The following is a 26,322-nucleotide window of genomic DNA, read 5'->3' as shown; positions in this document are numbered from 1 at the left end:
CTTACGGGGGAGCCCGACGAGACAGCTGAATGGTATTGGGTTAAACCTCAAGTATTTTGCTTGCTCTGAATGTTAGCTAAGTTGTTCTTTTTCAATTATTGATTGAATGTCTGCGCGAAATTGTATTCAATAAGATGCATTGTGTTATCAATGCCAATGATACGAGCGTAGGAACGTCACCTGAGGGCGGTAGCATGGCTGACTGTGTGGCTGGTGGGGGAGAGCGAAGAGTTCAGTTTGCTGGCGCAAAGGGGATGAGAATCGAGCTGCCGGATTTGGTGGAAATGAGGCAGCTCATTTGATTTACCACATGAGATCGTCTGGAACGACGAAATCAGCATAAGGATCGTCTTCAGCAATAACGTCTGATTCCGGTGCTTTCTGGTCGATGATGGACTCGGGATCTCGCTGCGCAATTTTAATTTTGTTTGCAACTGTGCTTGGGATGACGACATAGCGGTCTTCATCGCGCGCAATGGCCAGCACGCCTTTGATCAGCTGCTCCCGAACGGCGCCGGTCATATACAGCGATTTTACAAGCGTCCCGTCAGTGAAGTTGTACTTGATGTCGCCATCACCCAAATCAATCTTGTTCATGTTAATTAACATCTTGATTTGAGCCTGAATTTCCTTCGTTAGGCGCAGTTCATTCTGTTGTTCGCTTAACGCTTTATCATGCGCTTGTTGTTGGCGCTTCTTCTCTTCAATCGCCGCTTTGACTTCACGGGCTTGAACGCGTGATTTTTTAGGGCGTTTCTTGGCTTTTTCCAGTTTACTTTTGCTGATAAGGCCAGCTTGTTGTAACTGCTCTTGGAGTGTCAGTTTTGCCATGATGTTCTCAGTATGCGTGGTTTGTGGATATTCTACTGAGTCATCTCGGCTAAATAAAGCGATGGTTGCAAGTCACTTCGTACGAGTGACATGTATAAGCTAGATCGGCTTGCCGACGATTATTAGCGGCTCCAGATCTACAATCGCGCCGCCCTCGGGCACTTTGTGTTGCTCTGCCGGTGGTGCATGGCTCAAGTGCCGGGAAGTTTCGGAGTGATGTCTCAGTTACTCTGTATCAAGCGCAGGTGGCATGTTTTGCGATCATAGTGTTCAGTGAAATGATGCATTGGTTGGTGGTCAATACCCATGAGGTAACCATAAGTACGTGGCTTATGAGCGGTCGCGTGGGGTAAACCGTGTCAGGAGTTATTTATCCTGTTTTCCATTTACGGCTGATTATTATACTGAGAGCTTATTTTGAATATTTTTATCGTGATGAAGCTATTTCTGAAACATATTCTCGTCCCTGGTGTTAATATAATTCTCTCATTGTGTGTGCTTGGTGGTGGATTTGCTTTTATTATTTTCACCTTTGGTGGGTGGTTGCCGGAGACTTGTTCAGTTGACGGTATTCGCTGTTATTCAATGATGTTATCGATGGCATTCGGAACGATTGTTTTAGTCTTAGGTGTTCTCACTCGAATATTGATTCACTTGTCTCCGATACTTCACGAATACAAAAAAAGCTATACCGAGGCATAGCGTTTGGGTACGGAAAAATCCAGTATTTCATTCATCCAATTGGTCTTACAAGAGAAATTTATATATCACATCGAACCAATTCAATGAATCGGAAGGTCTATTTAATCTCAAAAATAATTCATTATGTGGCGACATACTCAGCATTGGCAATGATGATATTCCTGTTTGTTAGTATTTTAAGCGCTGTTGTCTATGAAATATAGAGCATTGAATAAGGTGACTTTGAAACTTAATGGTAAGAGACGAATTAATTTTAGGAACGGAGACGTTATTAAAAAAGCACGTTTAACAGACTTAGGTTTTAATATTAATCATCATTGAAAACTAGGCAAAGGAGGCAGTTTTCGTGCAAGGATATGAAATCAGCACAGCCCAAGATGACTTTGATTTTGAAGTGATCTATCAAGTGATCTCACACAGCTACTGGGCGAGTGGGATCCCCCGGGAGACCCTCGCCAAGGCGATTTCCAATTCACTTTGCTTTGGTGTCTTTGACGAAGCGGATCAGCAAGTCGGTTTCGCCCGCCTGATCACGGACAAAGCTACTTTTGCTTACCTGGCTGATGTGTTCATCGTTGAATCGCATCAAGGTCAGGGGTTAAGTAAATGGCTTATTGAGCACATTGTTGCTCATCCTGAGCTTCAAGGATTACGCCGTATGGTTTTAGCGACACGGGATGCGCATGGGCTGTATGCACAGTTTGGTTTTAAAGCCATCGAAAACCCGGAAATTTTCATGCAAATCTGGCAACCGGATGTGTATCGGGATGAATGAAGTGACTGATATTGAATTGTCTCCGATGAAATGGAGATGTTCGATAAACAGTGGTGGAGCGCAACGTCGGGCCTGCCGTTGCTTTTTAAAAGGATAAGGAGCGGTACTTGAAAATAGGCATCGTACAAATGCCCATGGCATGGACGTGCTCCAACAGGTGAAGTTTTGTGTCAGTTACATCTCGATCAACCTTGTCTTGCGGTATTCGATACGGAGTATTCGGAGTTATCTGCAGTGGAGTACGTTGAGCTATATTGCGATGCCTAGGTGGCTTTCATGTCGGATGTCTTAGTGTTTGAGTCGACTCGTATCGGTTTGCTATATCAACTTGACAGAGGATAGTATTTTAATCTCATAGGGAGAAAAGGATGAATCTATGTATAAAGTTACTGTTATTGTCGCTCGCTCTTAGCTTGTCATCAGCGTTTGCTGGTGACAAGCCATTAAAAATACTGATCACGAATGTTCACATTTTTGATGGCGTGAGTGAAGAGCGTTTAATGAATTCCAATGTTCTGATCGAAGATCATTTGATTAAACAAATTTCGAATCAACCTATTCTTGTCGATGATGCAATACAAATTGATGGTAAGGCGCGAACTTTAATTCCAGGGCTGATTGATATGCATTGGCACTCGGCATATGCCAGTATACCGATGAATGTCGGTCTTACGTCTGATCATGCCTATCATTTGCTGATTGGTGCGAAAAGTAATGAAAAAGCACTCCTACGTGGTTTCACGACTGTTCGGGATGTTGGCGGTAATGTTTTTTCCTTAGCCAAGCTCACTGATACCGGGGTCTATGATGGTCCTCGAATCTTTCCTTCAGGGCCGGCAATCAGCCAAACATCAGGACACACTGATTTTCGGCCATCAACCGCCGTCCCTGCCGATCTCGATGCCCCGTTGGTTTACATGGAAAGAATCGGCCACGTCATTGTTGCTGATGGTGTACCGGAAGTGCTGAAGCGAACCCGGGAAGCACTTCGGATGGGAGCAACGCAAATCAAAATTAACTCAGGCGGTGGGGTTTCTTCCTCCTTTGATCCGCTTGACGTTACGCAGTTCACCATTGAGGAAACGAAAGCTGCGGTCGATGCTGCAAAAGATTGGAATACTTATGTGGCAACCCATACTTTCACCGATGCTGCAACGAGACGTGCGGTTGAGGCTGGCGTATTAAGTATTGAGCATGGCCATTTACTCAGTGAAGAAACGTTGCGTTTGATGAAGGAGAAAGGCGCTTATTTGAGCATGCAGCCCATATTGGATGATGAAGATGCGATCCCATTTCCTGAAGGCTCATTCAGTCGTATGAAGTATATCGCGGTGACCAAAGGGACTGATAGGGTGTATCAGCTGGCGAAAAAGATTGGTGTCAAAACCGTTTTCGGTACTGATACGCTGTTCGATCCAGAACTTGCTGAGAAACAAGGAAAACAACTGGCCAAATTAGCGCGATGGTATACGCCGGTAGAAGTATTACGACAAGCAACCTCAACCGCCGGAGAGCTATTGGCACGATCTGGTCCGCGAAATCCTTATCCTGAAGGCCCGCTTGGTGTTATCAAGCAAGGGGCGTATGCCGACTTAATTCTTGTCGATGGAAATCCGCTGGAAAATATTGACTTGGTCGCCAATCCGCAGGAAAACTTCGATTTGATCATGAAGAATGGCAAGATTTATAAGAATGAACTGAATTAGTTTAACCATTCATAGAGATAAAGTGTCGCACAGGCGACGCTTTATCTGTTATTGAATGGGGCCGGAGGCTAATTCATGAGAACAGACAAAGGAAACTGAAATGAAAGCACATGAATGTGTGTCTTTTCTGCTCATTGAAGATGGCAAGCTCTTGCTGGAGAAACGCGCAGAAGATAAAGCAACTGATCCGGGGCTGAACGCCATTCCCGGTGGTCACATTGAGAGGGGTGAAAGTCAAATTCAAGCGTTGTTCCGGGAAGTGAAAGAGGAGCTGGATGTCACCCCAAAAACCTACCAGTTCTTGTGTTCGCTGTACCATCCGACCAAAGAATTACAGCTCATTCATTACTATGTGGTGAATGCTTGGGAAGGGGCGTTGCGCTCGCTGGAAGCCGAAACGGTTGAGTGGTATCCAGTCTCGGCAGCACCGATTGATATTCGGGCTGATCAAGTCGCTTTATGTGAGTATCAAAGGGTCAGTCGCTACTTGTAAGCAAGGTTTGAATTGTAGAAGGAGATTTAATGATCAGGGAAATGACGAAAGAAGATTTTGCAGCATTTTGGCCTTGTTTTGAGTCGGTGATCAAAGCGCAGGAAACATATGCCTTTGACCCGGAGATGAACTTTGAGGCGGCATATCAGCTGTGGTGTGCAACGCCCCTGAAAGCATTTGTGTTTGTTGAAGGAGGGCAAGTCCTGGGCTCTTACTACATCAGGGCCAATGGCATGGGGCCGAGTAACCACATTTGCAATTGTGGCTATATGGTCACGGAGGCTGCCCAGGGAAAAGGCATCGCGAGACAACTTTGCGAGCATTCGCAGCAAATCGCCATTGAATTAGGTTTTGAAGCGATGCAGTTTAACTCGGTGGTCTCAACCAATACAGTGGCTGTGAAGCTATGGCAGAAACTGGGATATCAGATCATCGGCACTATCCCGCGGGCTTATCGCCACAAACAGTTGGGCTACGTAGATAGCTATATCATGCATAAGCAATTACAGGTGTAACCCTGTAAAGTCAAGTAATCTCGTTGAAAACAAAAAGAATGAACTCCCGACCTGACCGAGTTCGTAAAATCAAAAAGGAAGCTATGAAAATCTCTGAACTACAGGCGCACATTCAATCGTTCGATTATGCGCCTGAACAATCACATCACTATTTTCTGAAGCTGATCGAAGAAGTTGGCGAGTTGTCCCAAGCGATCAATCAGCAAAAATCCGGTCAGCCGGAACTGGCGGAATTAAAAGGGTCAGTTGCCGAAGAGTTGTATGACGTGCTGTATTACGTGTGTGCACTGGCGAATGTGCATGGGGTCGATCTTGAGCGCACCCATGAACTGAAAGAAGTGCTGAATAAAGCCAAATACAATCGCTGAATATTGGAAAATCAAAGCAATCATGGTTCGTTGGATAAAAGACTGGTTATATCATCGCCGGATAATCGCGGTTGCCGCAAAGCTGACCCCTTGAATCGTTGTGATACACCCGGTAGTGAGAATCTGTAATCCCGTGTAATACATTTATCAGCAACCTTGAGAAAGAATGAAGACTCATTTGTTCGCCTCACCAGTCACTGAATAAGGGAATCAAGATGAGTCACAATCATAGCCATCAAGGGTGCGCACAATGTGCCTGTCATAATCCGTTATGGACCACGTTTGCAAAGCATCATTCCAGCTTGGGTCATTCAGCCGATACTGATGCAGGCATGATTCAATCTCCGGAAGAGCTGCTGCCAACGACGAGTGTTATGTACTCTGGCGGCATCATTCGACCGATGATCGATGGCCGTACTGAAGCGGTGGAGGCCATCGGCTTTGATGGCGGTAAAGTCGCGGTGGTCGGCAGTGTTGCTGAGGTGAGCGTGCAAATGCGAGCTTTAGGGATGCACCCGGACAATCACATTGTGCTCAAAGACAAACAAACCTTGTTGCCCGGTTTGATTGAGCCCCATGTCCATATTGTCCCGACGGCATTAACCATGGGTTGGCTAGATGTGGGGCCGTATTGCGGTCAGGACTTGATTAAGAATTATAAGTTTGAATACATCGAAAATAAGCTGATTGAGAAAAATGCTGAGTTTGATGAGAAAGATCCGGATAAAAAGGATTGGATTTTAGGCATTGGAGTGGATCCGGCGCTGATGCCCTTTGAAGATAATGACAAGCAGCTTGCTGTAATCAACATCAAAAAGCTTGACAAAATAGAAAAGGTAAATGAACGAGCGGTGTATTTAATCTCAGCTTCGATGCATACCGTGTATATCAATACCAAAGCGCTGGACCTGATCGTTGAACATTTGTCAAAACAACCTGAATGGACGCCAAAAAAGCTAGTTGAATTTCGCGAGCTGGTTGAAGGCCAGGGCGCTTTACAGGAATTAGAGCAAACGATGTACGGGTATGAGGCGATCCCGGAACGCCAAAGGAAGCAAATCAACTTGGATCTGGAACAGCATGTTGAAGATATTTTTGCGACCGCGAATCAACGTGGCGTCACCACTATGTTTGAAGCCGGGATGCGGTTTGAGTCTGTTGATAACAACGGCAAGATTCAATCTAAGATGATTTCGACGCTCAATAAATTCAGGGCGACTCACCCTCATAACGTCCGGGTAGGTTATGCGCTGTTGTGTGACACTGAACAAAGTGCGAAAGAATTACCTCAATTCAAGCCACTCACAGAACCAGACATGGGGACGTTATTCCAAAGTGCGGTCAAGTTAGTGTCCGATGGCTCCAATCAAGGGCTAACGGGTTATCAGTCCACCCCGTATTGTTGTGATCCAAAGGATAACAAGGGCATTTTCAACTTTAGTTACCAGCCGGATACCACACCTTGTGATCCAGAGCAGAACAGTGACGGTAAACCCTGTTATCAACCGCTGGTGGATGAGGTCGTGAAAAAAGGCTGGCCAATGCTGATCCATGCCAATGGTAATCTTGCCGTTGATTATGCCCTGGCTGTGTACGAGACGGCTTTAAAAGGTCCAACAGGTCAACCGGGTCTTGAAAAGCGCCATCGTATTGAGCATTGCTCGCTACTGAGTGATGCCAGCGCGGAGAAAATGATTGCGTTGGGCATTTCACCCAGTTTCTTAATTGGTCATGTCGGCTACTGGGGTTATGCCTTTGAACAGGTGATTTTTAAAGAGAAAGCCCAGTTACTGGACCGGTGCAAGACGATGCTGGATAAAGGCGCGCGGATTACGCTCCACAGCGATTTATCGGTCACGCCGTTAGGTCCGCTGCGGATGATGGAGCAGGCGGTCACCCGGGTGATGGAGAAATCTCCGGATCTGTCTGTGCTGAACGGTTCAGAGCGAATCACCCGTGAGGAAGCGCTCAGAGCGATCACTTTAGATGCCGCCTGGCAATGTCATATTGATGAGTGGGCCGGAAGTCTGGCACAAGGAAAACTGGCTGATTACGTCATTCTGGAAGATGATCCGATCACTCTGGATGATAGCAAAAAGATCAGGGATATTGGTGTTCTACAAACCTGGGTTGGTGGGAAACTGCGCTATGTGGGCAATTCAGAGCAACAGTCCGAACCATGCGCTGAGGAAAAATCGGAACCAAGCGCAGAACAAACAGATGATTGCGTGAGCACAGAACTAACGCCGGCTTAATCAAACCGTTTTAATTATTTTCTGCCGCCGTGGGCCCGTACCACGGCGGCATTTTTTGTCGCGTCCCCTCTCCGGTTCCCTGCCGCTGTGTTAATGTTGGTGTATTGTCGGCTCCAACAACAGAAGGCCCGTGAATGCATTGTTCAACATTCGATTTCAAGGATTCAGGTGACGTTATTCAACTGTTTACCCGCGTTTTTTCGGACTCGGAAACTGCGCAAGAAGGACAACTGATAGGGCATCTGGTGTCTGAATTGATCGCGACGACCGCGCCGTCAGATTTGCAGGGGTTTGTCGCGACCGTGAATGAGCAAATCGTGGCCTGCATTTATTTCAGCCGCCTGACGCTGTCGAATCAGAAAAATGCGTTTATTCTGTCTCCGGTTGCGGTCGCCACTGAACATCAGCGTCAGGGCATTGGCCGGAAATTGATTTCATTTGGCCTGGAAGTGCTCAGAAAGCAAGGGGTTGATTGGGTCTTTACGTATGGCGACCCGAACTATTATGCCAGAGCTGGATTTTCTCCGATCAGCGAGACGGCGGTGAAAGCGCCGCTTCCGCTCACTTACCCGGAAGGATGGCTGGCACAATCTTTAACCGCTGACAAAGTTGAAGCGTCAGCTTGCGCTTCTGCATGTGTGGCTGCACTGAATCAGCCACAATACTGGTAACCACCGCCGACATTGGCGATGGATCTGATTGTTGATCATCATGGTCGTCCGGGTTGCGCCGGAGAAGAGCGCTGCGTTGAAAGCAAAGAAGGAAAAATTTAGTGACCGAAAAAGAAAAAATGTTGGCCGGGCTTCATTATGATCCGAGTGACGCAGAGCTGGTGGCATTAAGGCTCGAAGCCAGGTTGAAAACGGAAGCCTTTAATAACACCAGTGCGGCGGATACCGTGCAACGCACCGCGCGGATCAAATCGTTGCTCGGTTCAACCGGCGACAATATCCTGGTCGAACCCACCTTTCGCTGTGACTACGGTGAAAATATTCATGTCGGCGAGAATTTCTACGCCAACTTTGGCTGCGTGATTTTAGATGTTGCTGAAGTGCGCATCGGTAAGAACTGTTTTATCGCGCCCCAGGTCGGGATCTATACCGCAACACACCCCATCGATCCCGTCGAACGAGCGAGTGGATTAGAGTATGCCAAACCGATCACCATCGGGGACAACTGCTGGATTGGCGGCCACGCGACGATCAATCCCGGCGTGACACTCGGTAATAATGTTGTGGTGGCATCGGGCGCTGTGGTGACGAAGAGCTTTGGTGATGATGTAGTGATCGGCGGCAATCCGGCCCGAGTGCTGAAGCCGGTTTCCTAGCCATTCCGATTTCCTCGTGATTTACAGGTGGTGCGCGATGTGAGATTCCGGTGGGGAAGTTTGCATGAGCGGTAAGCCCGACGTTAGCCGGGCTTCACTTGAGTATTAGCGTGATGACTCTTCGCTGAGATATTGACTGACAATCAATGATGCATTGACGCCACCAAACCCAAAGCCGTTACACAATGCATGCCGGATCGGATGCACTTTCGCAGTATTTGCAACCAGATCGAGCCCGGCAACGGTCTCTGCCGGGTGCTCCAGATTCAGCGTTGGTGGCACGGTATCTGAGATCACAGCCATCGCCGTGAAAATCGACTCGACACCGCCAGCCGCCCCCAGTAAATGGCCTGTCGCTGATTTCGTTGCCGAAATGGGCGTCGCGGCCAGACTATCGCCAAACAAACCTCGCAGCCCGGCGATTTCGGCGTTATCGCCCACAGGCGTAGAGGTGGCATGTGCATTAATATGCTGGATGTCTCCGGCAGATAGCTGGGCTTGTTTCAGCGCGCGCTTCACTGCCAGGGCTGCGCCGGCGCCATCTTCTGGCCCTGAAGTAATGTGATGCGCATCTGCGCTGGTTCCATAGCCGCTCAGAACGGCTATCGGTGTTGCGCCCCGGTTTAAGGCATGTTCAAGCGTTTCAATGACCAGCAGACCGGCACCTTCCCCCATCACAAACCCGGAACGATCCTGATCGAATGGACGAGAGGCCATACTTGGCTCAGAGCTAGTAGACAGGGCTTTCAGGGCGTTGAAACCCGCCATGGATAATGGATCGATACACGCTTCCGCACCACCAACCAAGGCGATCTCTGCTTCATGGTTGCGGATCATCCGCATGCCATCCCCGATGGCTTGAATCCCTGCGGCGCAGGCCGTGACCGGACAGCCAATCGGGCCTTTGAACCCATAGTTGATCGAGACATTGCCTGCCGCCAAGTTGGCCAGAAAAGCCGGAACGGTGAACGGTGACACGCGTTTGTAGCCTTTGTCTGCTAGTGTTTTTTGTGCCTGCGTGATGGTTGTAAACCCGCCAATACCCGAGGCGATAATCGTTGCTGTTGCTTCTTTATCGGCATCACTTTCGGGAAACCAGTTTGCCTGAGTCAGCGCTTCCTGAGCGGCGGCCAGCGCGTAGCAGGTGAATCGATCGAGTTTTTTGAGCTCTTTGGCCGAAGCCACAGCGGAGACATCAAACCCGGCTTCTGCATCCTGATTGATTGTCGGCACCTGACCTGCGATTTTTACCGGGAAGTCCTCGGTCGCAAAACGATCAATGAACTGAATGCCCGACTGGCCGTTAATCAGGCGCTGCCATACGGTATCGACACCACATCCGAGTGGGCTGACGATCCCCATGCCTGTAATCACGATTGGTGAATTCATCTCCGTCTCCATCATGTGTTAAATTGACATGAGCACGGTAGCAATGGTCTAAATATGATCAAGATAATATCTAGAGCGAGGAAGCAGTTGGATGCCTTATAAGAAAACGCATAAAGAAAAATCTCGGTTGCGAATTCTGCAAGCCGCGACCACGTTATTTAGCCGCGATGGGTTCGATAAAGTTTCCATTGGTCAGGTGATGAAAGAAGCGCACATGACCCATGGCGCATTCTATTCCCATTTTGAATCCAAGGCAGCCTTATATGCCGCGTGTTTTTCTGAGTTGCTGAAAGAGAGCAGCCGCGCTCGGTTGGTGAAATCTCCCTTAAGCATGAATAAATTGTTGGCACTCGCAGCGAATTACTGGGGGCTGCACCAATCGGCCCGGATGCAACCGGGCCCAGAGAGTGTCTTATTTAATGAGTCCGGCACCGAGAACGACAGCATTAAGCAGCTGTTTCAGGAGTCTTATCATAATGTCCGCACCATGCTGGAAAAACGCATTGTCGCATTATGCCGAATTCGGAAAATTGAACTGTCCGCAGAATGTATTGGTGATAAGTCGCGGGCGATGATGGCGTCACTCGTTGGTGCGGTGACCATTGCAAAAATGATCCCCAACGACGATGAAAGACAACGTTTACTGAATGCGGCCCAGGCTGAAATATTGGCTATGTTAGGGAATAGTACCCAAAAGGTGCTAACGTAGCTTTCACCTCTGGGAGCTGGGTCAAAGTATGTGCAACGCATCACAGATAGCTTTGACGGACATCTCCATCTGTAGATTTGTTATGAAGAATCAATCACGTAGTAAGTCCATCGCTATTATTTCAGCTATTTTTCTGGTTTTTGGTTTCGTCCTGCTCCAACTGGATGTTTGGGGTCTGGTACCGATATTTGTCATCGTTATCTCATTCTTTATGCTCGTCGTTCATGGCTTTCTTTCTCTGTTCGGCCGTAATCGTGGCGATGTGTATGAGGTGTATCAAGAAGCAACCAAAACAAGAGCGACTGCATTAGACGCTGTCCTGAGCAATAAGAAGGATTAACAGCAGCGCTTTACACAATATGCTTCACCGTGAAATGAAAAACCGCTGCCTCAGACATTTTGAATCGGCAGCGTTTTTTAGGACGCCTTGGATTTAGCCTTACTTAAACCCGCTCAATCGCCACGGCGATCCCCTGGCCGACGCCGATGCACATGGTGCACAAGGCCAGCTTCCCACCTGTGCGTTCTAACTGATACATTGCCGTGGTTGCCAGACGGGCGCCGCTCATCCCGAGCGGATGGCCCAGGGCAATCGCACCGCCTTGCGGGTTGATCCGCGGATCGTCATCCGCCAGGCCGAGCTGGCGGGTACAGGTGAGCGCCTGGGCCGCGAACGCCTCATTAAATTCCAACAGGTCAAAATCACTCAGGGTCATGTTGAGTTGGCTCAGCAGTTTTTGGGTGGCCGGTACCGGCCCGAGCCCCATGATGCGCGGCGGAACACCAGCGACGGCCATTCCCAGGATTCTGGCTCGGGGCGTCAGGTTGTGTTGCTTCAGTCCGGCGGCAGAGGCCAGTAGCAGGGCGGCGGCGCCATCGTTGATCCCTGAGGCATTGCCGGCGGTGATGGTGCCGCCTTCAAACAGGGGCTTGAGCTGGCTGAGTTTGTCGAAGCTGGTAGCGCGCAGGTGCTCATCCTGATCGACAATGGTCGGCGGTCCTTTTTTGTTGGCCAGGGTGACGGCGATGATCTCTTCAGCCAGCCGTCCGTCTTCCTGGGCGGTGGCGGCTTTGAGTTGGCTGCTGACGGCAAACTTGTCCTGATCGGCGCGGCTGATCCCAAACTCAGCCGCCAGGTTTTCAGCGGTTTTTGGCATGGTTTCGGTGCCGAACTGCCGGTCAAATTCGGGATTGATAAACCGCCAGCCCATGGTGGTATCGTACAGCTCTGCCGAGCGGGCAAAGGCGCTGGTGGCCTTGGGTATGACGAACGGCGCGCGGGACATGCTCTCAATGCCGCCGGCGATGATTAAATCGGTCTCGCCGGATCGAATGGCGCGGGCGGCATCGCCGATCGCGTTGAGACCGGAGCCGCACAGCCGATTGATGGTCGCGCCGGGAACCTCGATCGGCAGTCCGGCGATCAGGGTCGCCATTCTTGCCACATTGCGGTTGTCTTCGCCGGATTGGTTGGCACAGCCGAGCAATACATCATCGACTTGCTGCCAGTTTACTTCCGGGTTGCGCGCCATTAACGCTTTGATGGGCAGCGCCGCCAGATCATCGACCCGCACCGAAGCCAGCGCCCCGCCGTAGCGGCCGATGGGGGTTCGTACCGCATCGCACAGATAAACGTCATTCATCACTTAAATTCCTTTCTTGTTTCATGCATGAAACGCTCAATCCTTCAAAAAAACCAAGCCATCAAGCGCATTCATCAGGTTCATGTATCAGGCTGATTCATCAAAAAGCGGCTTCACGGTGCGGAAGCCGTTCAACAGGACCTCACTGAAAGCGCTGATTTCTTTCTCAGTCATGGCAGTTGAGAGAGTCCCCGAACAGGTATTGATCATCATGAATCCATGGTTGAACAGGTGATCCAGCAGGGCGGACTTGATCCGGGCTTCCTGCGGCGTCTCGTAAGCTGAGCGGTAATCCGTCGGCGGCGTTGGCTTCATATGGATGCGGAACATCGAGCCTTCGCCCGTAACACAGACCGGAACATCGGCCAGCTGGATGGCTTCGGTGATTTGTCCGCGAAGCTGATCGCTCAGGGCATTGAGTTGGCTCACGGCATCACGGTCGAACAGCTGCATTGCGGTCAGCCCAGCGGTCATGGTGATCGGGTTAGCCGAAAAGGTCCCCGAGTGTGGGAACAGCAGTTGATTCGCCCGGGGATTCATTACTTCCATGACGTCCCGGCGTCCGGCCAGGGCACCGACCGGAAAGCCGCCGCCAATCATCTTGCCCATCGCGGTCAGATCCGGCTGAACCGCATAGCGCTCCTGTGCGCCGCCGTACCGGGTGCGAAAGGTGATCACTTCATCGAACACCAGCAGCGCGCCGTGATTGCGGGTCCAGTTGCTCAGGGCGGTGATAAAGGACTCCGAGGCCGGGATCAGCCCGACCCGGTGCGGCATCGGATCGACCAGCACACAGGCCAGCTCGTCGGCGTGCTGATCCAGGATGGCGATGGCGGTTTCAGGATCGTTGAACGGGATCACGATGACATCATTCAAGGTGGTAGGGGGCGTACCGTGAGCGACCGGCACGCTCGCCGGGTGATCAGGACTGCCCCAGTTCTCCGGTTTGGCGGTCTGGCTGACTTCGGCAAAATCATACAGGCCGTGATAGGCGCCTTCGACTTTGGCAATTTTCGGGCGTCCGGTAAAAGCGCGGGCGGCCTTGAGGCAGCTCATGATGGCTTCGGTACCAGAATTGACGAAGCGAATGTTCTTGAAGCCGGGATTGCGGCTGCACAGGTGCTCGGCAAAATCAATTTCTACTTCAGTCGCCAGAGTAAATGCCGTGCCCTTATGGAGCTGCTCGGTGACGGCTGCGACAACCTGCGGATGAGCGTGGCCGTGGATCAGTGCGGCCATGTTGTTGGCAAAATCGATCCGCTGCATGCCATCTATATCGGTGACGTAACAGCCCCGGCCTGCGTCGGCATAGAGCGGGTGCGGCTGGCGCAGCACGGTGTTTCGGCTACAGCCGCCGGGCATGAACTGGAGTGCTTTCTGGTACAGTGCCGCGCTGCGTTGTGCAGCTGGCGACGAAGAAATTGGCGTTTGTTGTTTCATCTTAGTTTCTGCTCACTTCAGGGCGTAGTCTGCGGAGTCGGGGTCGGTGATCTTTATTGCGGTGTCTGTCGCCTGCTTTGTTGCTTGGTTCAGTTGCTCACTGAGAAAGACGGTGCCGCTCGTGCGTTGCCGCACATCTTCAAATGATATCCCGGGGGCCAGCTCTAATACCTCGAAGCCTTCAGGCGTCACGGCAATCACCGCCAAATCGGTATAGATGCGATCGACCACCTGACGCCCGGTCAGTGGGTAGGTGCAGTGTTCTACCAGTTTGGGCTCACCGGTTTTGGTGGTGTGTTGGGTGATGACATAAATGGTTTTGACCCCGGCAACTAAATCCATGGCACCACCGACCGCCGGAATGGCGTCGGCTGCCCCGGTAGACCAGTTGGCCAGATCGCCGGACTGGGAGATTTGCATCGCGCCCAGTACGCAAATATCGATATGGTGGCCGCGGATCATCGCGAAGCTGTCGGCGTGGTGAAAATACGCAGCACCGGGGATCGCCGTGACCGGCTTTTTACCGGCGTTGATCAGCTCGCTGTCTTCCGCGCCGGGCGCTGGCGCATCACCCATCCCCAGCAGGCCATTTTCGGTGTGATAGATCACCTCACGGCCTTCGGGGACATAACGGGCGACCTGCTCCGGAATGCCAATCCCCAGGTTCACGTAGGCGCCATCGGGAATGTCCAGCGCCGCACGCTGGGCCATCTGGTCCCGGCTCCAGCCCGGCGCGGGTGAGTGGGCTCGGGGGGCTGGCGCGGATTGCGGTTGAGATTGTGGCTGTGATTGGCGGGTCATGGGTAGCTTCTCCCTTCGGCAACAAGTTGGGATTCCTGGGCGGGTGCAGACACGGTCACAATCCGGTCGACGAAAATACCCGGGGTAACGATCACTTCAGGGTTGATCCCACCGGCTTCGACTGAGGCGTTGGTCTGCACAATGGTGGTGTTGGACGCCATTGCCATAATAGGGGCAAAGTTGCGTGCCGTTTTGTTGTAAGTCAGGTTGCCGTAGCGATCGGCCTGTTGGCACTTGAGCAGGGCAAAATCCGCGGTCAGGCCGGTTTCCAGCACATATTCCCGCTGATGAAACACGCGGTGTTCTTTGCCTTCGGCCAGTGGGGTGCCGACCGAGGTGGCGGTATAGAACGCAGGGATCCCGGCGCCGCCGGCCCGGATGCGCTCAGCCAGGGTGCCCTGGGGGACCAGCTCCAGCTCGATTTCACCGGCGCGATATAAATCCGGAAAAACGGTGGAATTGGCGGTGCGGGGAAACGAGCAGATCATTTTGCCGACCTGGCGGTTTTCAATCAGCGCAGCCAGGCCGACATGGCCGCTGCCGGTGTTGTTGTTGATCACGGTCAGGTTGCGGGCCCCGCGGTCGATCAGTGCATGGATCAGCTCAATCGGGCTGCCCGCTTCGCCAAAGCCGCCGATCATCACCGTCGCCCCGTCGAAGATGTCGGCGACGGCCCGGGCGGGGGAGTCAAAGTGTTTATTTATCATGTCAGTCACACCTTGTGATACGTATCTCTGTGAGGTTCAGAGGTCACCACAACGGCTGTGGTGACCCGGAAAGTGGATGTCGGAAAGATCTCAGCTCAGTCGCTGACGAATGGCTTCGGCCAGCTCGGTTTCGATGTCCTTCAGTTCGTCTTCAAAGAAGAATTTGTCGCCGTCAATGGGCGTCAGGAAATCCACCTTGTTTTCCAATTCGTCGTATTTGGCGTGGAAGACCCGATCCATCCAGGCCATGTTGCGGGCTTCGGTGAACCTCAGGGCAAAACATGTCTCGCCGTTGATGATCGAGGTGCCGAGAATTGCCAACTTACCGGCCGAGATGGTCATCGAGATATGACGCGATGGCCGGTTGATCGACGACAGCGAGCGGTAAATGCGGTTGAAGATCTGCTCGACCGCTGCCAGTGGCGCGGTGTAGTAATGGTGCTCGCCGGTCGGGCGGGCACAGTACATCGAGTGAAAACCGACCGACAGCATGCCGAGGATATTGGCCAGATCGATCCAGTTTTGTGCCGAGCGCTCAATATCGACGTCACCATGGTCGTTGGTGAACAGGCTGATGTGGTTCATCATCGGACTTTGACTGCGGATCGTGACCCCATGGTTTTGCAGGCGGCGGATCGCGGCAATGGTTGTTGGGTTGAGCAACTCGCGCGGGGTCGAGAAGTGGGCCATCCAGGCCAGTTGAATGCCGTTGTCGCGTAGGGTATCAAACAGCTCAAGCATGACATCGTATTGGTGGCTCAGGATCATCTCGGGCTGGAAAGTCAGCGCGCGGGTCGCCAGCCGGACATTTTTCACATGCAGCAAGGATGGGTCTTCGATGAGCGGTATCACATATTGGCGGAGCCGGCTCACGGGCATATAGCCACCGTCACCGCCAGTGATCAGCAGATCGGTGACTTCCGTGTGCTGGCGCAGATACTGATGGATCTGCAGGATATCTTTCTGGATAAACATATCTTCATCGCCGCGGACCTGGGCATGGCGGAAACAGTAGGTACAAAATGAAAAGCAGTTTTGCGTTGTTTTGTCGAAGATCAGCTGGCATTGCGGGTATTTGTGTTGACTGCCGTCGAGAAATTCAATGTCCCCCTGCTCATTTTCAAACCAGGGCTTGTTCAGTTGCTGGTTGCCGTCATGGGGGTTGGTTTTTTCCATATATTCCACAGCAACCTGTGTGCGTTGCTCGCGGGTTTCGGCCTGTAAGTAAGCTTGAGTTGTTTCCGGGTTGATCATCCCCGGCTGCGGGAATACCAGCTGAAACACCGAATCGGTTTCGTAGTCGTCCCAGTTGATGCTGTTGAGTGTATGGCGGGTGGCAAGAAAGCGATAAACCTCGACAAATAGCTCTCTTTCTTCAATATCGCCAATATTGATGCCATTTTTTAGTAAAATGCTGACAACTTCCCGAAAGCCGGATAGTCCGGTGTAATGGGCTTTGTCGGTAAAAAGCATCGGACGTGTTTCCAGCAGGCCGGAGTGCTGCGGGTAAGATGCATGCAGCCGACTGAGCAGTCCGGCCGGAAGCAGGTTTTCTTTGTGGATGATGGCAGATGTTTCTTGGTCATAGCCATGGCGAATCATGGCTTCAGCAACATGATCTGACGTGACCACAAGATGTTTTTTGTTTGTCGTAGGGAATGTGACGGCAATTTGTTCAGCGGCGTTTGGCATATTCATCGTTATATCCTGTATTCGGTATTTACCTCACTTTTGTGATGGTTATTACCTTAGAGAGGCTCGCCGGAGATGAGAAATATGTTATTTTTATGTTGCTTATAGGCAGGAGCTATACCTCAACAATCGAATATCATTGATTCGGAACGCGGGAGCCCAAGGGCGGCTCGCTTGGTCAACCAGGGAAGCGGCAATGGAATTGCGGGCGTTAAAGTATTTTCAGGCAGTTTACGAGCAGGGCAGTGTCAGCGGTGCGGCGCGCCAGTGCTATGTGTCGCAACCTTCGATTACCGCGGCAATCAAGCAGTTAGAGCACCTTCTTGAGACCAGTTTATTTGTTCGTCACGCCCGCGGGGTATTGCCGACGGCAGCGGCCGAGAAGCTGTATCCGCTGGCCAAAAATATGAGTGCGGGCGAGCAGCAAATCCTGAACTTGTTTGGGGAAGGTCCGGCACCGGTGCCCTTGAGGCTGGGGCTGATGCGATCGTTGGGGGCCCAGCGCATGAGTTGTTTGCTGACCGCGCTGACCAATCAGATCGAGCATCTGGAACTGACGCTGGTGGATCCGGATGAGCCGTGTGATGCCAGGATCATTCTGTCGCAATCGACAACGAAAAGTGAAGCATTTGTTCCGATCTGGAATGATCATTACCTGTTAGCACTGCCTCGTTCCTGGCCGTTGGCAGCGCAAAATCAGATCTCACTGGAGGAGCTGGACGGACTGCCGTTTATTCATCGTAGCCCGTGTGATGCGTTGGAAAAACTCAAGCTGATGATGGCCGAAGCCGGGGTGAAACTACAGCACCGGGCAAATATCCGGACTGTCGAATACGCTTGGCCACTGGTGGGGGCAGGGGTGGGCGCGGCTCTACTGCCGGACTGGCAGGAGATTTGTCAGGCGCGGGAGATTGTCCTGCGGCAGGTGGCTTCGCTCGATCTCAGCAAACGGATTGGACTGGCATTTAAAGCGGGCCGGGAAAGTGATCCGCTGATCGCTGAGGTGATTGACGTTTGTCGTGCGGCCAGTCAGTCTCAGACCTCGGCTGAAGTGTGAAAAGTGCGCTGAGTCGCACTCTTGTGCCTAGATCTTGCTCAACTGTGCAAAATCGTGAAAAAACTGCTTTACAAGATTGAGTTTGCTCAATATTATTCAACCCGCTTACGGAGAGATGGCTGAGTGGTTGAAAGCACCGGTCTTGAAAACCGGCATACGTTAATAGCGTATCTAGGGTTCAAATCCCTATCTCTCCGCCACATTTCAGAAGTTGGGCACTTGCCGGATTTCTCAAAGAATTGGAGCGGTAGTTCAGTTGGTTAGAATACCGGCCTGTCACGCCGGGGGTCGCGGGTTCGAGTCCCGTCCGCTCCGCCACTACAATAACCCCAAGCCGAAAGGTTTGGGGTTTTTTGTATTTAACGCTCCCGAAAGTGCTGCGCACTTTTTCGCGGAATTAGGCGTCCCCACCGGAGTGCCGGACCATCGAGTCCGCTGGAGCGCCAGCCCGGCCGTTCCGCCACTGCATGAAGCCTTCATCGCAAGATGAAGGTTTATTTGTATCTGCTTCCCGCTCCTGAGAGTCCTTTGGTCTCTTTGTCTCGTCTGGAAGGGGGGCACGACAGCTCATTTACGTTGAGTCTGTGACTTTCAGCATATTTTTTTAAATCTTCCTATCGTCACAGAAATGTCATTAACTTTCATGAACTGACGATGAGTTTACGCCGATTGTGATGTTTCTCCCTTTTCTGTAGTCGGATAAGAAAGTGAAATAATGCTTTGTCCAAACAAAGTGTGATGATTATCAATTGCGCTCGTTTCTACGCCTCCCGTGTCCTCCCCCCGCTGCCACTGTTCGGGGTGAGGCGGGTCATTCCCAGTTTTATTTACCCTTCTTGAAATGGTGATTTGCGCGCGGCATCCGTTGTTGTGGGTTGGGTTTGGCGTGCAATCACCTCGATTTGTTCACGGAATCATGTTCAATCAATCAGTGGGATAGCAATGAAAACAAATCTAACCAAGCTGGCGGTTGCGCTGGCGTCGGTGGGAGCACTAGCGGGATGCGGCGATGATGCGACGCAGAACAATGCTGATGTGCCGCAACCGAATGTCGGGGTACAAACCGAACTCAGTGTTCAGGCCATGGACGGGTATCTGCAAAAAGCGCAGGTATGGCTGGATGTGAACCGCAATTTCAAATTAGATGCCAATGAGCCGCAGGCGCTGACAGGGAAGCAGGGAAGAGCCACACTCGATCTGAGCGAGTTTAACGGCGATCCGGCACAGTATCCGCTGATGACCCGGGTGCTGAAAGGGCAGACGATTGATGAAGATAATCCGGAAGTTGCGGTGACCCGGGATTACCTGATGATGGCACCAGAGGGTTCTCAGAAAATAAGTCCGGTCACGACACTGATCGGTTTGAAAATGGCAGAAGGGGCGACAGCAGAAGAAGCATTGGCTGCCGTGCGCAGTGAGCTGGCACTGCCTGACCTGGCACCTGAGCAGGACTATATCGCGGAGAAAAATACCCTGTTGGCGGACTCGGCTCGGGCTTTGGCGCAGTTGCTGCCGGAACAGCTGGGAGATAACAGCGTTGCCGAGCATTTGGAGAATTTGTCTCAGGGGGCTGAAACCTTAGGGAAGACCATCGCTGAGCAGCGCAAGAATAATCAAACACCGAATTTGAACGGGAAAACGCTTCATCCGGGGGCCGGTGGCAAACCGGTGCTGGCGACCGATAGTGATGGCGACGGTGTTGCTGATGAGATTGATGCATTCCCGAATGATCCGCTGGAAAGTGCGGATTTCGACCAGGATCAGATTGGCGATCACGCGGATTTAGACGATGACGGTGACGGCTGGAACGATACCGATGAGCTGCGCCTCGGCACCGACCCGTACGACGCCAAGTCCGCTCCGGCGGATCTTGATGGGGATAGGATCGCCGACGCGGATGATGAGGATATTGACGGCGATGGCTGGTCGAATGCTGATGAAGCGCGACTCGGTACTGATAGCCAGGATTCATCCGCAGTTCCGGCTGATCTGGATAGGGATAGGGTCGCAGATATCGAGGACATTGATGTTGACGGTGACGGGGCGAATAACGAACAGGACCGGTTCCCGCGTGATCGCTTTGAAAGCCAGGATACCAATGGTGACGGTCTGGGGGATTTTGCTTCCAGTGATGATGATGGCGACGGTATCCCGGACAGTATCGATCCGGAGCCGAAAAGCCCGAACAATACCACTGATACCGATGAGCCAGCCCCGCAATACACCGAAGCGGTGATCCACTACAAGCGTGATGACGGGAACTACGAAGGCTGGGGGCTCCATATATGGAACAACGCCAGCTGTGACAGCATTGCTGACAGCGCCCTGGACGGGGTGAGCTGGGGGACGCCTTTCCCGCTTTCTGAAATCAGCAGCGAATACGGGGCTGTGTATCGCCTGCCGCTGAAGGCCGAGCATGCCAGCTGCCTGAACTTTATTCTCCATAAAGGGGATACCAAAGCACTGGGTGGCAACGATATACAGCTGGATCTCACCAAAGGCAACCAAATTTATACCTTTGATGGTAACAGCACCCTGTATTACGAGCCGGTGACCGAAGTGCCGGTGATGCTCTCCGGTGCGTCGGCCCATTGGCTGGCTCTCAATGAGTTGTCCTGGCATCAGCAGAGCGGGGCCGCGCGCTATGAGCTTTGGGCGAAACCGGAAGGCAATGGCGATATTAACCAACCGGCGCAGTTTGAGCAGTTCCCCCTGACGCTTGCTGGTACAACCAACCATGGTGACTTCCCGCACCTGACCGGCCGCACCGGGTTTACGCTGGATGTGGATGCAGCGCAGGCCAAAGCCCTGCTGAAACAGCAGCTGATTGCGGTGGCGCTGGATGATAACGACAAAGTCCTGGCGGCGACCAAAGTGCAGATCCCGGGGGTGGTCGATGCGCTGTATACCGCAGGGGTACAGGATGCTGATGAGGCGCGGCTTGGCTCGTGGCTACAGGGCGGTCAGGCCCATTTTGCGGTGTGGGCGCCGACAGCCACCGTTGTCGAGCTGTATCTCTATGGTGAGGATAAGACACCGTTGGCGAGTTCGCCGCTGGCATTGGTGGAAGACCCGGCGACCGGGATCTGGCGCTACACCGGCACGGCCGATCTCAAGCATGTATTCTACCGCTATCGGATTAACGCCTATCATCCGAGAACCGGCCAGATCGAGTGGATGAGCACCACAGATCCATACTCGTTGTCACTCAGTGCAGACAGCCGCTATTCGCAGTTGGTGGATTTGTCTGATCCGGCCACAAAACCGGCTGGATGGGATGAGCAGGTAATTCCGACTCTGGCGAACCCGGAGGATAACATTGTCTATGAAGTTCATATTCGCGATTTCAGTGCCAGTGACAGCAAAGGGACGCCGGCGTATGACGGCAAGTACCTGGCGTTCACCGAAGAAGATCGCGACAGCGTCAGTCATCTCAAGCAATTGAAAGCAGCCGGGCTGACCACAGTCCATTTGCTGCCAAGCTACGATCTGGCCTCGATTACGGAAGATGAAGCAAAACGGGTCGATCTGAACGATACGGTCGGCAAACTGTGTGAATTGAACCCAAAAGCCAACTTGTGTCAGGATGGGACGCCGCGCACCACCACGATTCTGGAGCTCCTGGAGCAGACCGATCCGGCAACAGATCAGGCGCAGGCGCTGATGGCAGATATCCGTCCGCTCGACAGCTTCAACTGGGGCTATGATCCGTTCCACTACAGCGCGCCGGAAGGCAGTTATGCCGTTGCCAGTGATGGCATTACCCGGATTAAAGAGTATCGCGCTATGATCCAGAAGCTGCACGAGCTGGGCTTCCGGGTGGTGCAGGATGTGGTCTACAACCACACGTATTCGTCGGGCCTGTATGACAAGTCGGTGCTGGATAAAACCGTTCCCGGTTATTACCACCGCCTGAACCCGGAAAGTGGCACGGTAGAGAACTCCACCTGTTGTGACAACACCGCTTCAGAGAACCGGATGTTCGAAAAGCTGGTCGCCGACAGCGTGGTGATGTGGGCACAGGATTACAAAATTGATGGCTTCCGCTTTGACCTGATGGGCCATCTGATGAAATCCAGCATGGAAAAAGTCTATGACGCGGTGAAATCAGTCGATCCGGATAGCTGGTTCTACGGCGAAGGCTGGAACTTCGGGGAAGTTGTCAATGGCACCCGGGGCGAGAACGCCGCCCAGTGGCCGATGGCCGGGACCGGGATCGGCACCTACAATGACCGTTTGCGTGACGGCGTACGCGGCGGTGGTCCGTTCGACAGTGGCGATGCGCTGCTGCAGACCCCGGGCTTTGCAAACGCCGGAGATCGGTTTGATGCGGCGCTGATGTCGCGGATGGATCTGATCCGTTACGGTATGGCGGGGAACCTGCAATCCTATCCGCTGGTGACTTATAGCGGCATGACGGTTTCTGGTCGCGACTTCAAGTACGGCGATCAGGGCGCAGCCTATACCCTGGATCCGCAGGAGTCGATCAACTACGTTTCCAAGCATGATAACCAGACCCTGTGGGACTTCAACCAGTATAAAGCGGCAGCTGATGTCTCGGTTGAAGATCGGGCGCGGATGCAGATTGTCGGTCTGGCGCCGGTGATGCTGGGGCAGGGGATCCCGTTCCTGCATATGGGCTCTGAGCTGTTGCGTTCTAAATCGATGGCGCGGGACAGCTATGATTCCGGCGACTGGGTGAACCGGGTTGATTTCAGCAAGCAAACCAACAACTGGAATGTCGGGCTGCCGCGAGCGGATAAAGACCAGGCCAACTGGGATGCCATCAAGCAGATCATTGCCAACCCGAACACGGTGGCAGGGCCGCAGGAAATCGCCTGGACGGATGCCCGGTTCAAGGAGTTGTTGCAGATCCGCGCTGGCACGCCATTGCTGAAACTGATTGATGAACAGGCAGTTCTAAACCGGGTGCGTTTCCACAATACCGGCCCGAATGCCGCGCCGGGGATGATTGTCATGAGTGTGGATGACGGCGTGGATGCTGGCACCGATCTCGATGCCGATTATCAGGCGCTGGTGGTGGCGGTGAATGCCAACCTGAACGCCCAGTCGATCACCATCGACGGCACCAGTGGCTTTGAGCTGCATCCGGTCCTGGCCAACTCAGATGATAGCAAAATCGGCCAAGCCAGCTTTAGCGAGGGTACTTTTACCATTCCCGGCCTGACCGCAGTGGTGTTCGTGAAACCGCAGGCAGGCAAGCAAGGCGAAGGGCTGGGCGGCAACCTGGCGCCGGTGGTGCCAGCGCCGTACGGCAGCGAAGTGGTTTATGTGCGCGGCAGCTTTAACAGTTGGTCTGCCGATGAAGCCATGCAGTACATCGGCGACGGTAAATACAAGCTGGAGCGTTATTTCGAGCCGGGTGTTTATACGTTCAAGATTGCCAGCGAAAACTGGAGTTCTGTGAACCTGGGTTATGCGCAGCTGACTGCAGGTGATGGTTCAGTGAGTTTCGAGGTTGATGGCGAAAACGTCAAAGTGACCGTGACCGAGCAAGGTGTCTGGGTGTTCGAACTCGATGCCAGTGAGACGTCTCAGCCGGCACTGACGGTGAAACCTACCGGGCAGGATTATGCCTGCTACGGCGGTGAAAATCCGGCCTGTGATCTGCGGATCTACCAGATCATGGTGGAATCATTTGTCGATGGTGACTCCCAGGCGGATTACACCGATGGTTATGGCTCGTCCCACCACCGCGGCGATCTGCAGGGCATTATCGACAGCCTGGATTACATCCGGAGCCTCAATGTCAATGCGATCTGGCTGACGCCGGTGTTTGATTCCTGTGCCGGTGAAGGCGGGGATCTCAAGCTCGATGCAACCGGTTATTTTGCCTGTGACTACTTCAATGTTGATCCGAATTTCGGCACCAAGGCACAGCTGAAAACCCTGATTGATCAGGCGCACGCCAAAGGCATGTATGTCTTCCTCGACGGGGTATTCGGTCACACCAATATTACCGGTGTGAAGCCGTCCCCGACCGGAAAACTGCCGACGCTGAAAGCCGGTGCTGATGGTTATCCGGGCCAGTTGGTGGTCTATCCGGACAGTAATAGTGTTGAGTTCTTCCAGGAAGTCGCGACTTACTGGATCAAGGAATTCGGCATCGATGGCTGGCGTCTGGATCAAGCCTACCAACTGCCGTTGGCGCAGTGGCGTGAGATCCGCTCAGCGGTCGACGCGGCTGCCGCGCAGAACAAAGCGGCCGGAAAATCCTGGGGCACTTTGGGATATCTGGTCGGGGAAACCTGGAGCAGCGCTGAGGAGATCACCCGCACCACCTACGGGACGGATGAAGCGCCGGGCTTGTCGTCTGCCTTCCACTTCCCGCTGCGTTACGGTCTGGTGCAGGCTCTGGCGGTTGAGGAATCCGGCGCGGCCGGGGATGCGACCAAGCTGAATGCGTTCTGGAATGCGATGTCGAATTACCCGTACCATGCGATGCCGAACCTGATGCTGGGCAACCATGATCTGGTTCGCTTCGGGGATCTGATCCAGCGGGGCGACAAAGGCGAGTACTTCCAGCGCCACAAGGCCGCGTTCAGCTTTATGGCTGCCTGGTCCGGTCCGATCACCTTTTACTATGGTGATGAGATTGGTGATGAAGTGCCGGATTTTGCCGCCAAAGTGACTGAGAACTGTGCCAACCTGGGGCTGTGTGATGATCATGTCGCGCGCTCTAGTGCCAAAGTCGACGGCGTTACGGACATTACGCTGAGCGCTGAGCAGGCCGATCTGAAGCAATGGCTGACACAGTTGATGGCGGTTCGCGCGGACAATCCGGCATTGTACAAAGGCGAACGCCGGAATCTGGCGCAATCCGAAGTGCTGTATGCCGACCTGAAAACCTTGGGCGAGCAGCAGGTGGTCTACGTGCTGAACGTTTCAACCGAGCCGCAGACCCTGAACCTGAACATGGATCAGGTGAAACCTGCCACTGAACTGGTGGATTTGATGACCGGCGAGGTGATCACCGCGCAGGCACCGGAAACGGCGATCACCGTCCCGGCCCTGACCGGCAGACTGCTTGAAGTGAAATAAGTACCGTTGTTCATTAGCTTTCGCTAGTAAGTCCCTCGGTTGACACCGAGGGATTTTTTATTCGTGCGGCGTCGTGATAGGCGTTTAAATCTATGTACATCAATGGCATAGTTACTTTTCGGCAGCGATGGGGAGCGAGGCACAGTGAGAATGGCTGTGGTCAGAATTGGTGCCGCTCGGTGTATTCATGATTAAGGTTTTGGGGTGAATGGTGTATCAAAAGATTCTTCGTTTCAGAATTTCATTATCGGGGAGTGAGCCTGAGATTTGGCGTGAGATAGATGTTCCCGACCATTATCAATTTTGGGAGCTACACGTCGCAATTCAAGATGCGATGGGTTGGTTAGATTACCATCTATTTACATTCTCACCGAGAAAGCAAGGGCCAACGAAAGGCAAGCCCATTGGTCTTCCTGAGTCAGAGCATGATGACAGCCTGATCGCTGCATGGGATTTGCCTGTCAAAAAATATTTTACCACGTTAGGAAATACGATTGATTATATCTATGACTTTGGTGACAACTGGCATCATGAAGTCATGCTGGTTGGGATGTTTTTAGCGCCAATGGACTCTGATTATCCTCAGTGTTTAATTGGCGAGAGAGCTTGCCCACCTGAAGATTGTGGCGGGATGTTCGGATATCAGAATCTGTTAGAAGTCCTCTCTGATCAAGAACATGAGGACTATGCTGATATGGTCGAGTGGCTGAAAGGTCATGCAAAAAATTATTGGCCGTATAAGCCGGAATCATTTAAATGCAAAAAGGTGAAGTTTACCGATCCTTATTTACGGTGGTGTAAGGCGTTTAATCAGCCTTATGAACCATGATAGACCCTATTCGCAATTTAA

At 52.4% G+C, this 26,322-nt stretch carries 20 protein-coding genes and 2 tRNA genes; 15 read left to right on the top strand and 7 right to left on the bottom strand.

The window, feature by feature from the left end; genetic code table 11:
• Positions 1–303 precede the first annotated feature (303 nt).
• A complete protein-coding gene (locus NNL38_RS18455) occupies positions 304–831 on the bottom strand; it encodes a DUF2058 domain-containing protein (protein WP_255391904.1) in 528 nt (175 codons plus the stop codon).
• Between the two features lie 1,048 nt (positions 832–1,879).
• Between NNL38_RS18455 and NNL38_RS18450 the strand changes: the two genes are divergently transcribed.
• The 8 genes from NNL38_RS18450 (at position 1,880) to NNL38_RS18415 (ending at position 8,972) form a co-directional block, all read left to right on the top strand.
• The gene (locus NNL38_RS18450) at positions 1,880–2,308 is read left to right on the top strand and encodes a GNAT family N-acetyltransferase (RefSeq protein WP_255391903.1); all 429 of its coding nucleotides are present in this window, start codon (positions 1,880–1,882) and stop codon (positions 2,306–2,308) included.
• A gap of 368 nt (positions 2,309–2,676) precedes the next feature.
• Positions 2,677–4,014: a metal-dependent hydrolase family protein gene (locus NNL38_RS18445; RefSeq protein WP_255391901.1), complete on the top strand. Its 1,338-nt coding sequence runs from the start codon at positions 2,677–2,679 to the stop codon at positions 4,012–4,014.
• 100 nt (positions 4,015–4,114) lie between these two features.
• Entirely contained in the window at positions 4,115–4,507 is a 393-nt protein-coding gene (locus NNL38_RS18440; protein ID WP_255391900.1) for an NUDIX hydrolase, read from the top strand.
• Between the two features lie 29 nt (positions 4,508–4,536).
• A complete protein-coding gene (locus NNL38_RS18435; RefSeq protein ID WP_255391899.1) occupies positions 4,537–5,022 on the top strand; it encodes a GNAT family N-acetyltransferase in 486 nt (161 codons plus the stop codon).
• An 83-nt stretch (positions 5,023–5,105) separates the two neighbouring features.
• The gene (locus tag NNL38_RS18430) at positions 5,106–5,390 is read left to right on the top strand and encodes a pyrophosphohydrolase domain-containing protein (protein WP_255391898.1); all 285 of its coding nucleotides are present in this window, start codon (positions 5,106–5,108) and stop codon (positions 5,388–5,390) included.
• A gap of 530 nt (positions 5,391–5,920) precedes the next feature.
• The gene (locus tag NNL38_RS18425) at positions 5,921–7,645 is read left to right on the top strand and encodes an amidohydrolase (RefSeq protein ID WP_255391897.1); all 1,725 of its coding nucleotides are present in this window, start codon (positions 5,921–5,923) and stop codon (positions 7,643–7,645) included.
• Positions 7,646–7,779: 134 nt separating this feature from the next.
• Complete coding sequence (locus NNL38_RS18420) at positions 7,780–8,316, top strand: GNAT family N-acetyltransferase (RefSeq protein ID WP_255391896.1); 537 nt, start codon at positions 7,780–7,782, stop codon at positions 8,314–8,316.
• Positions 8,317–8,417: 101 nt separating this feature from the next.
• A complete protein-coding gene (locus NNL38_RS18415; protein WP_304414211.1) occupies positions 8,418–8,972 on the top strand; it encodes a sugar O-acetyltransferase in 555 nt (184 codons plus the stop codon).
• Positions 8,973–9,077: 105 nt separating this feature from the next.
• On the opposite strand, the gene fabF is transcribed toward NNL38_RS18415, so the two are convergent.
• Positions 9,078–10,361 (bottom strand): beta-ketoacyl-ACP synthase II, encoded by a 1,284-nt coding sequence (fabF, locus tag NNL38_RS18410; protein WP_255391895.1) that lies wholly within the window; start codon positions 10,359–10,361, stop codon positions 9,078–9,080.
• Between the two features lie 91 nt (positions 10,362–10,452).
• On the opposite strand from fabF, the gene NNL38_RS18405 reads away from it, so the two are divergent.
• Positions 10,453–11,070: a TetR/AcrR family transcriptional regulator gene (locus tag NNL38_RS18405; RefSeq protein ID WP_255391894.1), complete on the top strand. Its 618-nt coding sequence runs from the start codon at positions 10,453–10,455 to the stop codon at positions 11,068–11,070.
• An 82-nt stretch (positions 11,071–11,152) separates the two neighbouring features.
• The gene (locus tag NNL38_RS18400) at positions 11,153–11,410 is read left to right on the top strand and encodes a hypothetical protein (protein ID WP_255391893.1); all 258 of its coding nucleotides are present in this window, start codon (positions 11,153–11,155) and stop codon (positions 11,408–11,410) included.
• 103 nt (positions 11,411–11,513) lie between these two features.
• Here NNL38_RS18400 and pcaF read toward each other — a convergent pair whose 3' ends face one another.
• The 5 genes from pcaF to NNL38_RS18375 form a co-directional block, all read right to left on the bottom strand.
• Positions 11,514–12,713 (bottom strand): 3-oxoadipyl-CoA thiolase, encoded by a 1,200-nt coding sequence (gene pcaF, locus NNL38_RS18395; RefSeq protein WP_255391892.1) that lies wholly within the window; start codon positions 12,711–12,713, stop codon positions 11,514–11,516.
• 87 nt (positions 12,714–12,800) lie between these two features.
• On the bottom strand, positions 12,801–14,153 hold the full coding sequence (locus NNL38_RS18390) for an aspartate aminotransferase family protein (protein ID WP_255391891.1): 1,353 nt from the start codon (positions 14,151–14,153) through the stop codon (positions 12,801–12,803).
• Positions 14,154–14,165: 12 nt separating this feature from the next.
• Complete coding sequence (locus NNL38_RS18385) at positions 14,166–14,954, bottom strand: 3-oxoacid CoA-transferase subunit B (RefSeq protein ID WP_304414210.1); 789 nt, start codon at positions 14,952–14,954, stop codon at positions 14,166–14,168.
• Positions 14,951–15,661 (bottom strand): 3-oxoacid CoA-transferase subunit A, encoded by a 711-nt coding sequence (locus NNL38_RS18380; protein ID WP_255391890.1) that lies wholly within the window; start codon positions 15,659–15,661, stop codon positions 14,951–14,953. Before NNL38_RS18380 ends, NNL38_RS18385 begins: the two co-directional genes overlap by 4 nt.
• Before the next feature lie 90 nt (positions 15,662–15,751).
• A complete protein-coding gene (locus tag NNL38_RS18375) occupies positions 15,752–17,359 on the bottom strand; it encodes a hypothetical protein (RefSeq protein ID WP_255391889.1) in 1,608 nt (535 codons plus the stop codon).
• Between the two features lie 190 nt (positions 17,360–17,549).
• Here NNL38_RS18375 and NNL38_RS18370 point away from each other — a divergent pair, with 190 nt between their 5' ends.
• The 5 genes from NNL38_RS18370 (at position 17,550) to NNL38_RS18350 (ending at position 26,301) form a co-directional block, all read left to right on the top strand.
• On the top strand, positions 17,550–18,410 hold the full coding sequence (locus NNL38_RS18370) for a LysR family transcriptional regulator (protein WP_255391888.1): 861 nt from the start codon (positions 17,550–17,552) through the stop codon (positions 18,408–18,410).
• A 109-nt stretch (positions 18,411–18,519) separates the two neighbouring features.
• A tRNA-Ser gene (locus tag NNL38_RS18365) sits at positions 18,520–18,610 on the top strand.
• 41 nt (positions 18,611–18,651) lie between these two features.
• A tRNA-Asp gene (locus NNL38_RS18360) sits at positions 18,652–18,728 on the top strand.
• A gap of 624 nt (positions 18,729–19,352) precedes the next feature.
• A complete protein-coding gene (gene pulA / locus NNL38_RS18355; protein WP_255391887.1) occupies positions 19,353–25,472 on the top strand; it encodes a pullulanase-type alpha-1,6-glucosidase in 6,120 nt (2,039 codons plus the stop codon).
• Positions 25,473–25,680: 208 nt separating this feature from the next.
• Positions 25,681–26,301: a plasmid pRiA4b ORF-3 family protein gene (locus tag NNL38_RS18350; RefSeq protein ID WP_255391886.1), complete on the top strand. Its 621-nt coding sequence runs from the start codon at positions 25,681–25,683 to the stop codon at positions 26,299–26,301.
• The last annotated feature ends 21 nt before the right edge of the window (positions 26,302–26,322 follow it).

Origin of the sequence: Photobacterium atrarenae, assembly GCF_024380015.1 — a bacterium.
GTDB classification, from domain to species: Bacteria; Pseudomonadota; Gammaproteobacteria; order Enterobacterales; family Vibrionaceae; genus Photobacterium; species Photobacterium atrarenae.
Note: the sequence above shows the minus strand (reverse complement) of the source record. Positions and strands in the feature narration are given on the sequence as shown.

Excerpts from the sequence above, each read along its gene's own strand:
- NNL38_RS18440 (WP_255391900.1), top strand. The coding sequence starts at position 4,115 with ATGAAAGCACATGAATGTGTGTCTTTTCTGCTCATTGAAGATGGCAAG.
- pcaF (WP_255391892.1), bottom strand. The coding sequence starts at position 12,713 with ATGAATGACGTTTATCTGTGCGATGCGGTACGAACCCCCATCGGCCGC.
- NNL38_RS18435 (WP_255391899.1), top strand. The coding sequence starts at position 4,537 with ATGATCAGGGAAATGACGAAAGAAGATTTTGCAGCATTTTGGCCTTGT.
- NNL38_RS18390 (WP_255391891.1), bottom strand. The coding sequence starts at position 14,153 with ATGAAACAACAAACGCCAATTTCTTCGTCGCCAGCTGCACAACGCAGC.
- NNL38_RS18375 (WP_255391889.1), bottom strand. The coding sequence starts at position 17,359 with ATGAATATGCCAAACGCCGCTGAACAAATTGCCGTCACATTCCCTACG.
- NNL38_RS18380 (WP_255391890.1), bottom strand. The coding sequence starts at position 15,661 with ATGATAAATAAACACTTTGACTCCCCCGCCCGGGCCGTCGCCGACATC.
- NNL38_RS18350 (WP_255391886.1), top strand. The coding sequence starts at position 25,681 with ATGGTGTATCAAAAGATTCTTCGTTTCAGAATTTCATTATCGGGGAGT.
- NNL38_RS18445 (WP_255391901.1), top strand. The coding sequence starts at position 2,677 with ATGAATCTATGTATAAAGTTACTGTTATTGTCGCTCGCTCTTAGCTTG.
- NNL38_RS18420 (WP_255391896.1), top strand. The coding sequence starts at position 7,780 with ATGCATTGTTCAACATTCGATTTCAAGGATTCAGGTGACGTTATTCAA.
- fabF (WP_255391895.1), bottom strand. The coding sequence starts at position 10,361 with ATGAATTCACCAATCGTGATTACAGGCATGGGGATCGTCAGCCCACTC.
- NNL38_RS18400 (WP_255391893.1), top strand. The coding sequence starts at position 11,153 with ATGAAGAATCAATCACGTAGTAAGTCCATCGCTATTATTTCAGCTATT.
- NNL38_RS18370 (WP_255391888.1), top strand. The coding sequence starts at position 17,550 with ATGGAATTGCGGGCGTTAAAGTATTTTCAGGCAGTTTACGAGCAGGGC.
- NNL38_RS18455 (WP_255391904.1), bottom strand. The coding sequence starts at position 831 with ATGGCAAAACTGACACTCCAAGAGCAGTTACAACAAGCTGGCCTTATC.
- NNL38_RS18405 (WP_255391894.1), top strand. The coding sequence starts at position 10,453 with ATGCCTTATAAGAAAACGCATAAAGAAAAATCTCGGTTGCGAATTCTG.
- NNL38_RS18430 (WP_255391898.1), top strand. The coding sequence starts at position 5,106 with ATGAAAATCTCTGAACTACAGGCGCACATTCAATCGTTCGATTATGCG.
- NNL38_RS18385 (WP_304414210.1), bottom strand. The coding sequence starts at position 14,954 with ATGACCCGCCAATCACAGCCACAATCTCAACCGCAATCCGCGCCAGCC.
- pulA (WP_255391887.1), top strand. The coding sequence starts at position 19,353 with ATGAAAACAAATCTAACCAAGCTGGCGGTTGCGCTGGCGTCGGTGGGA.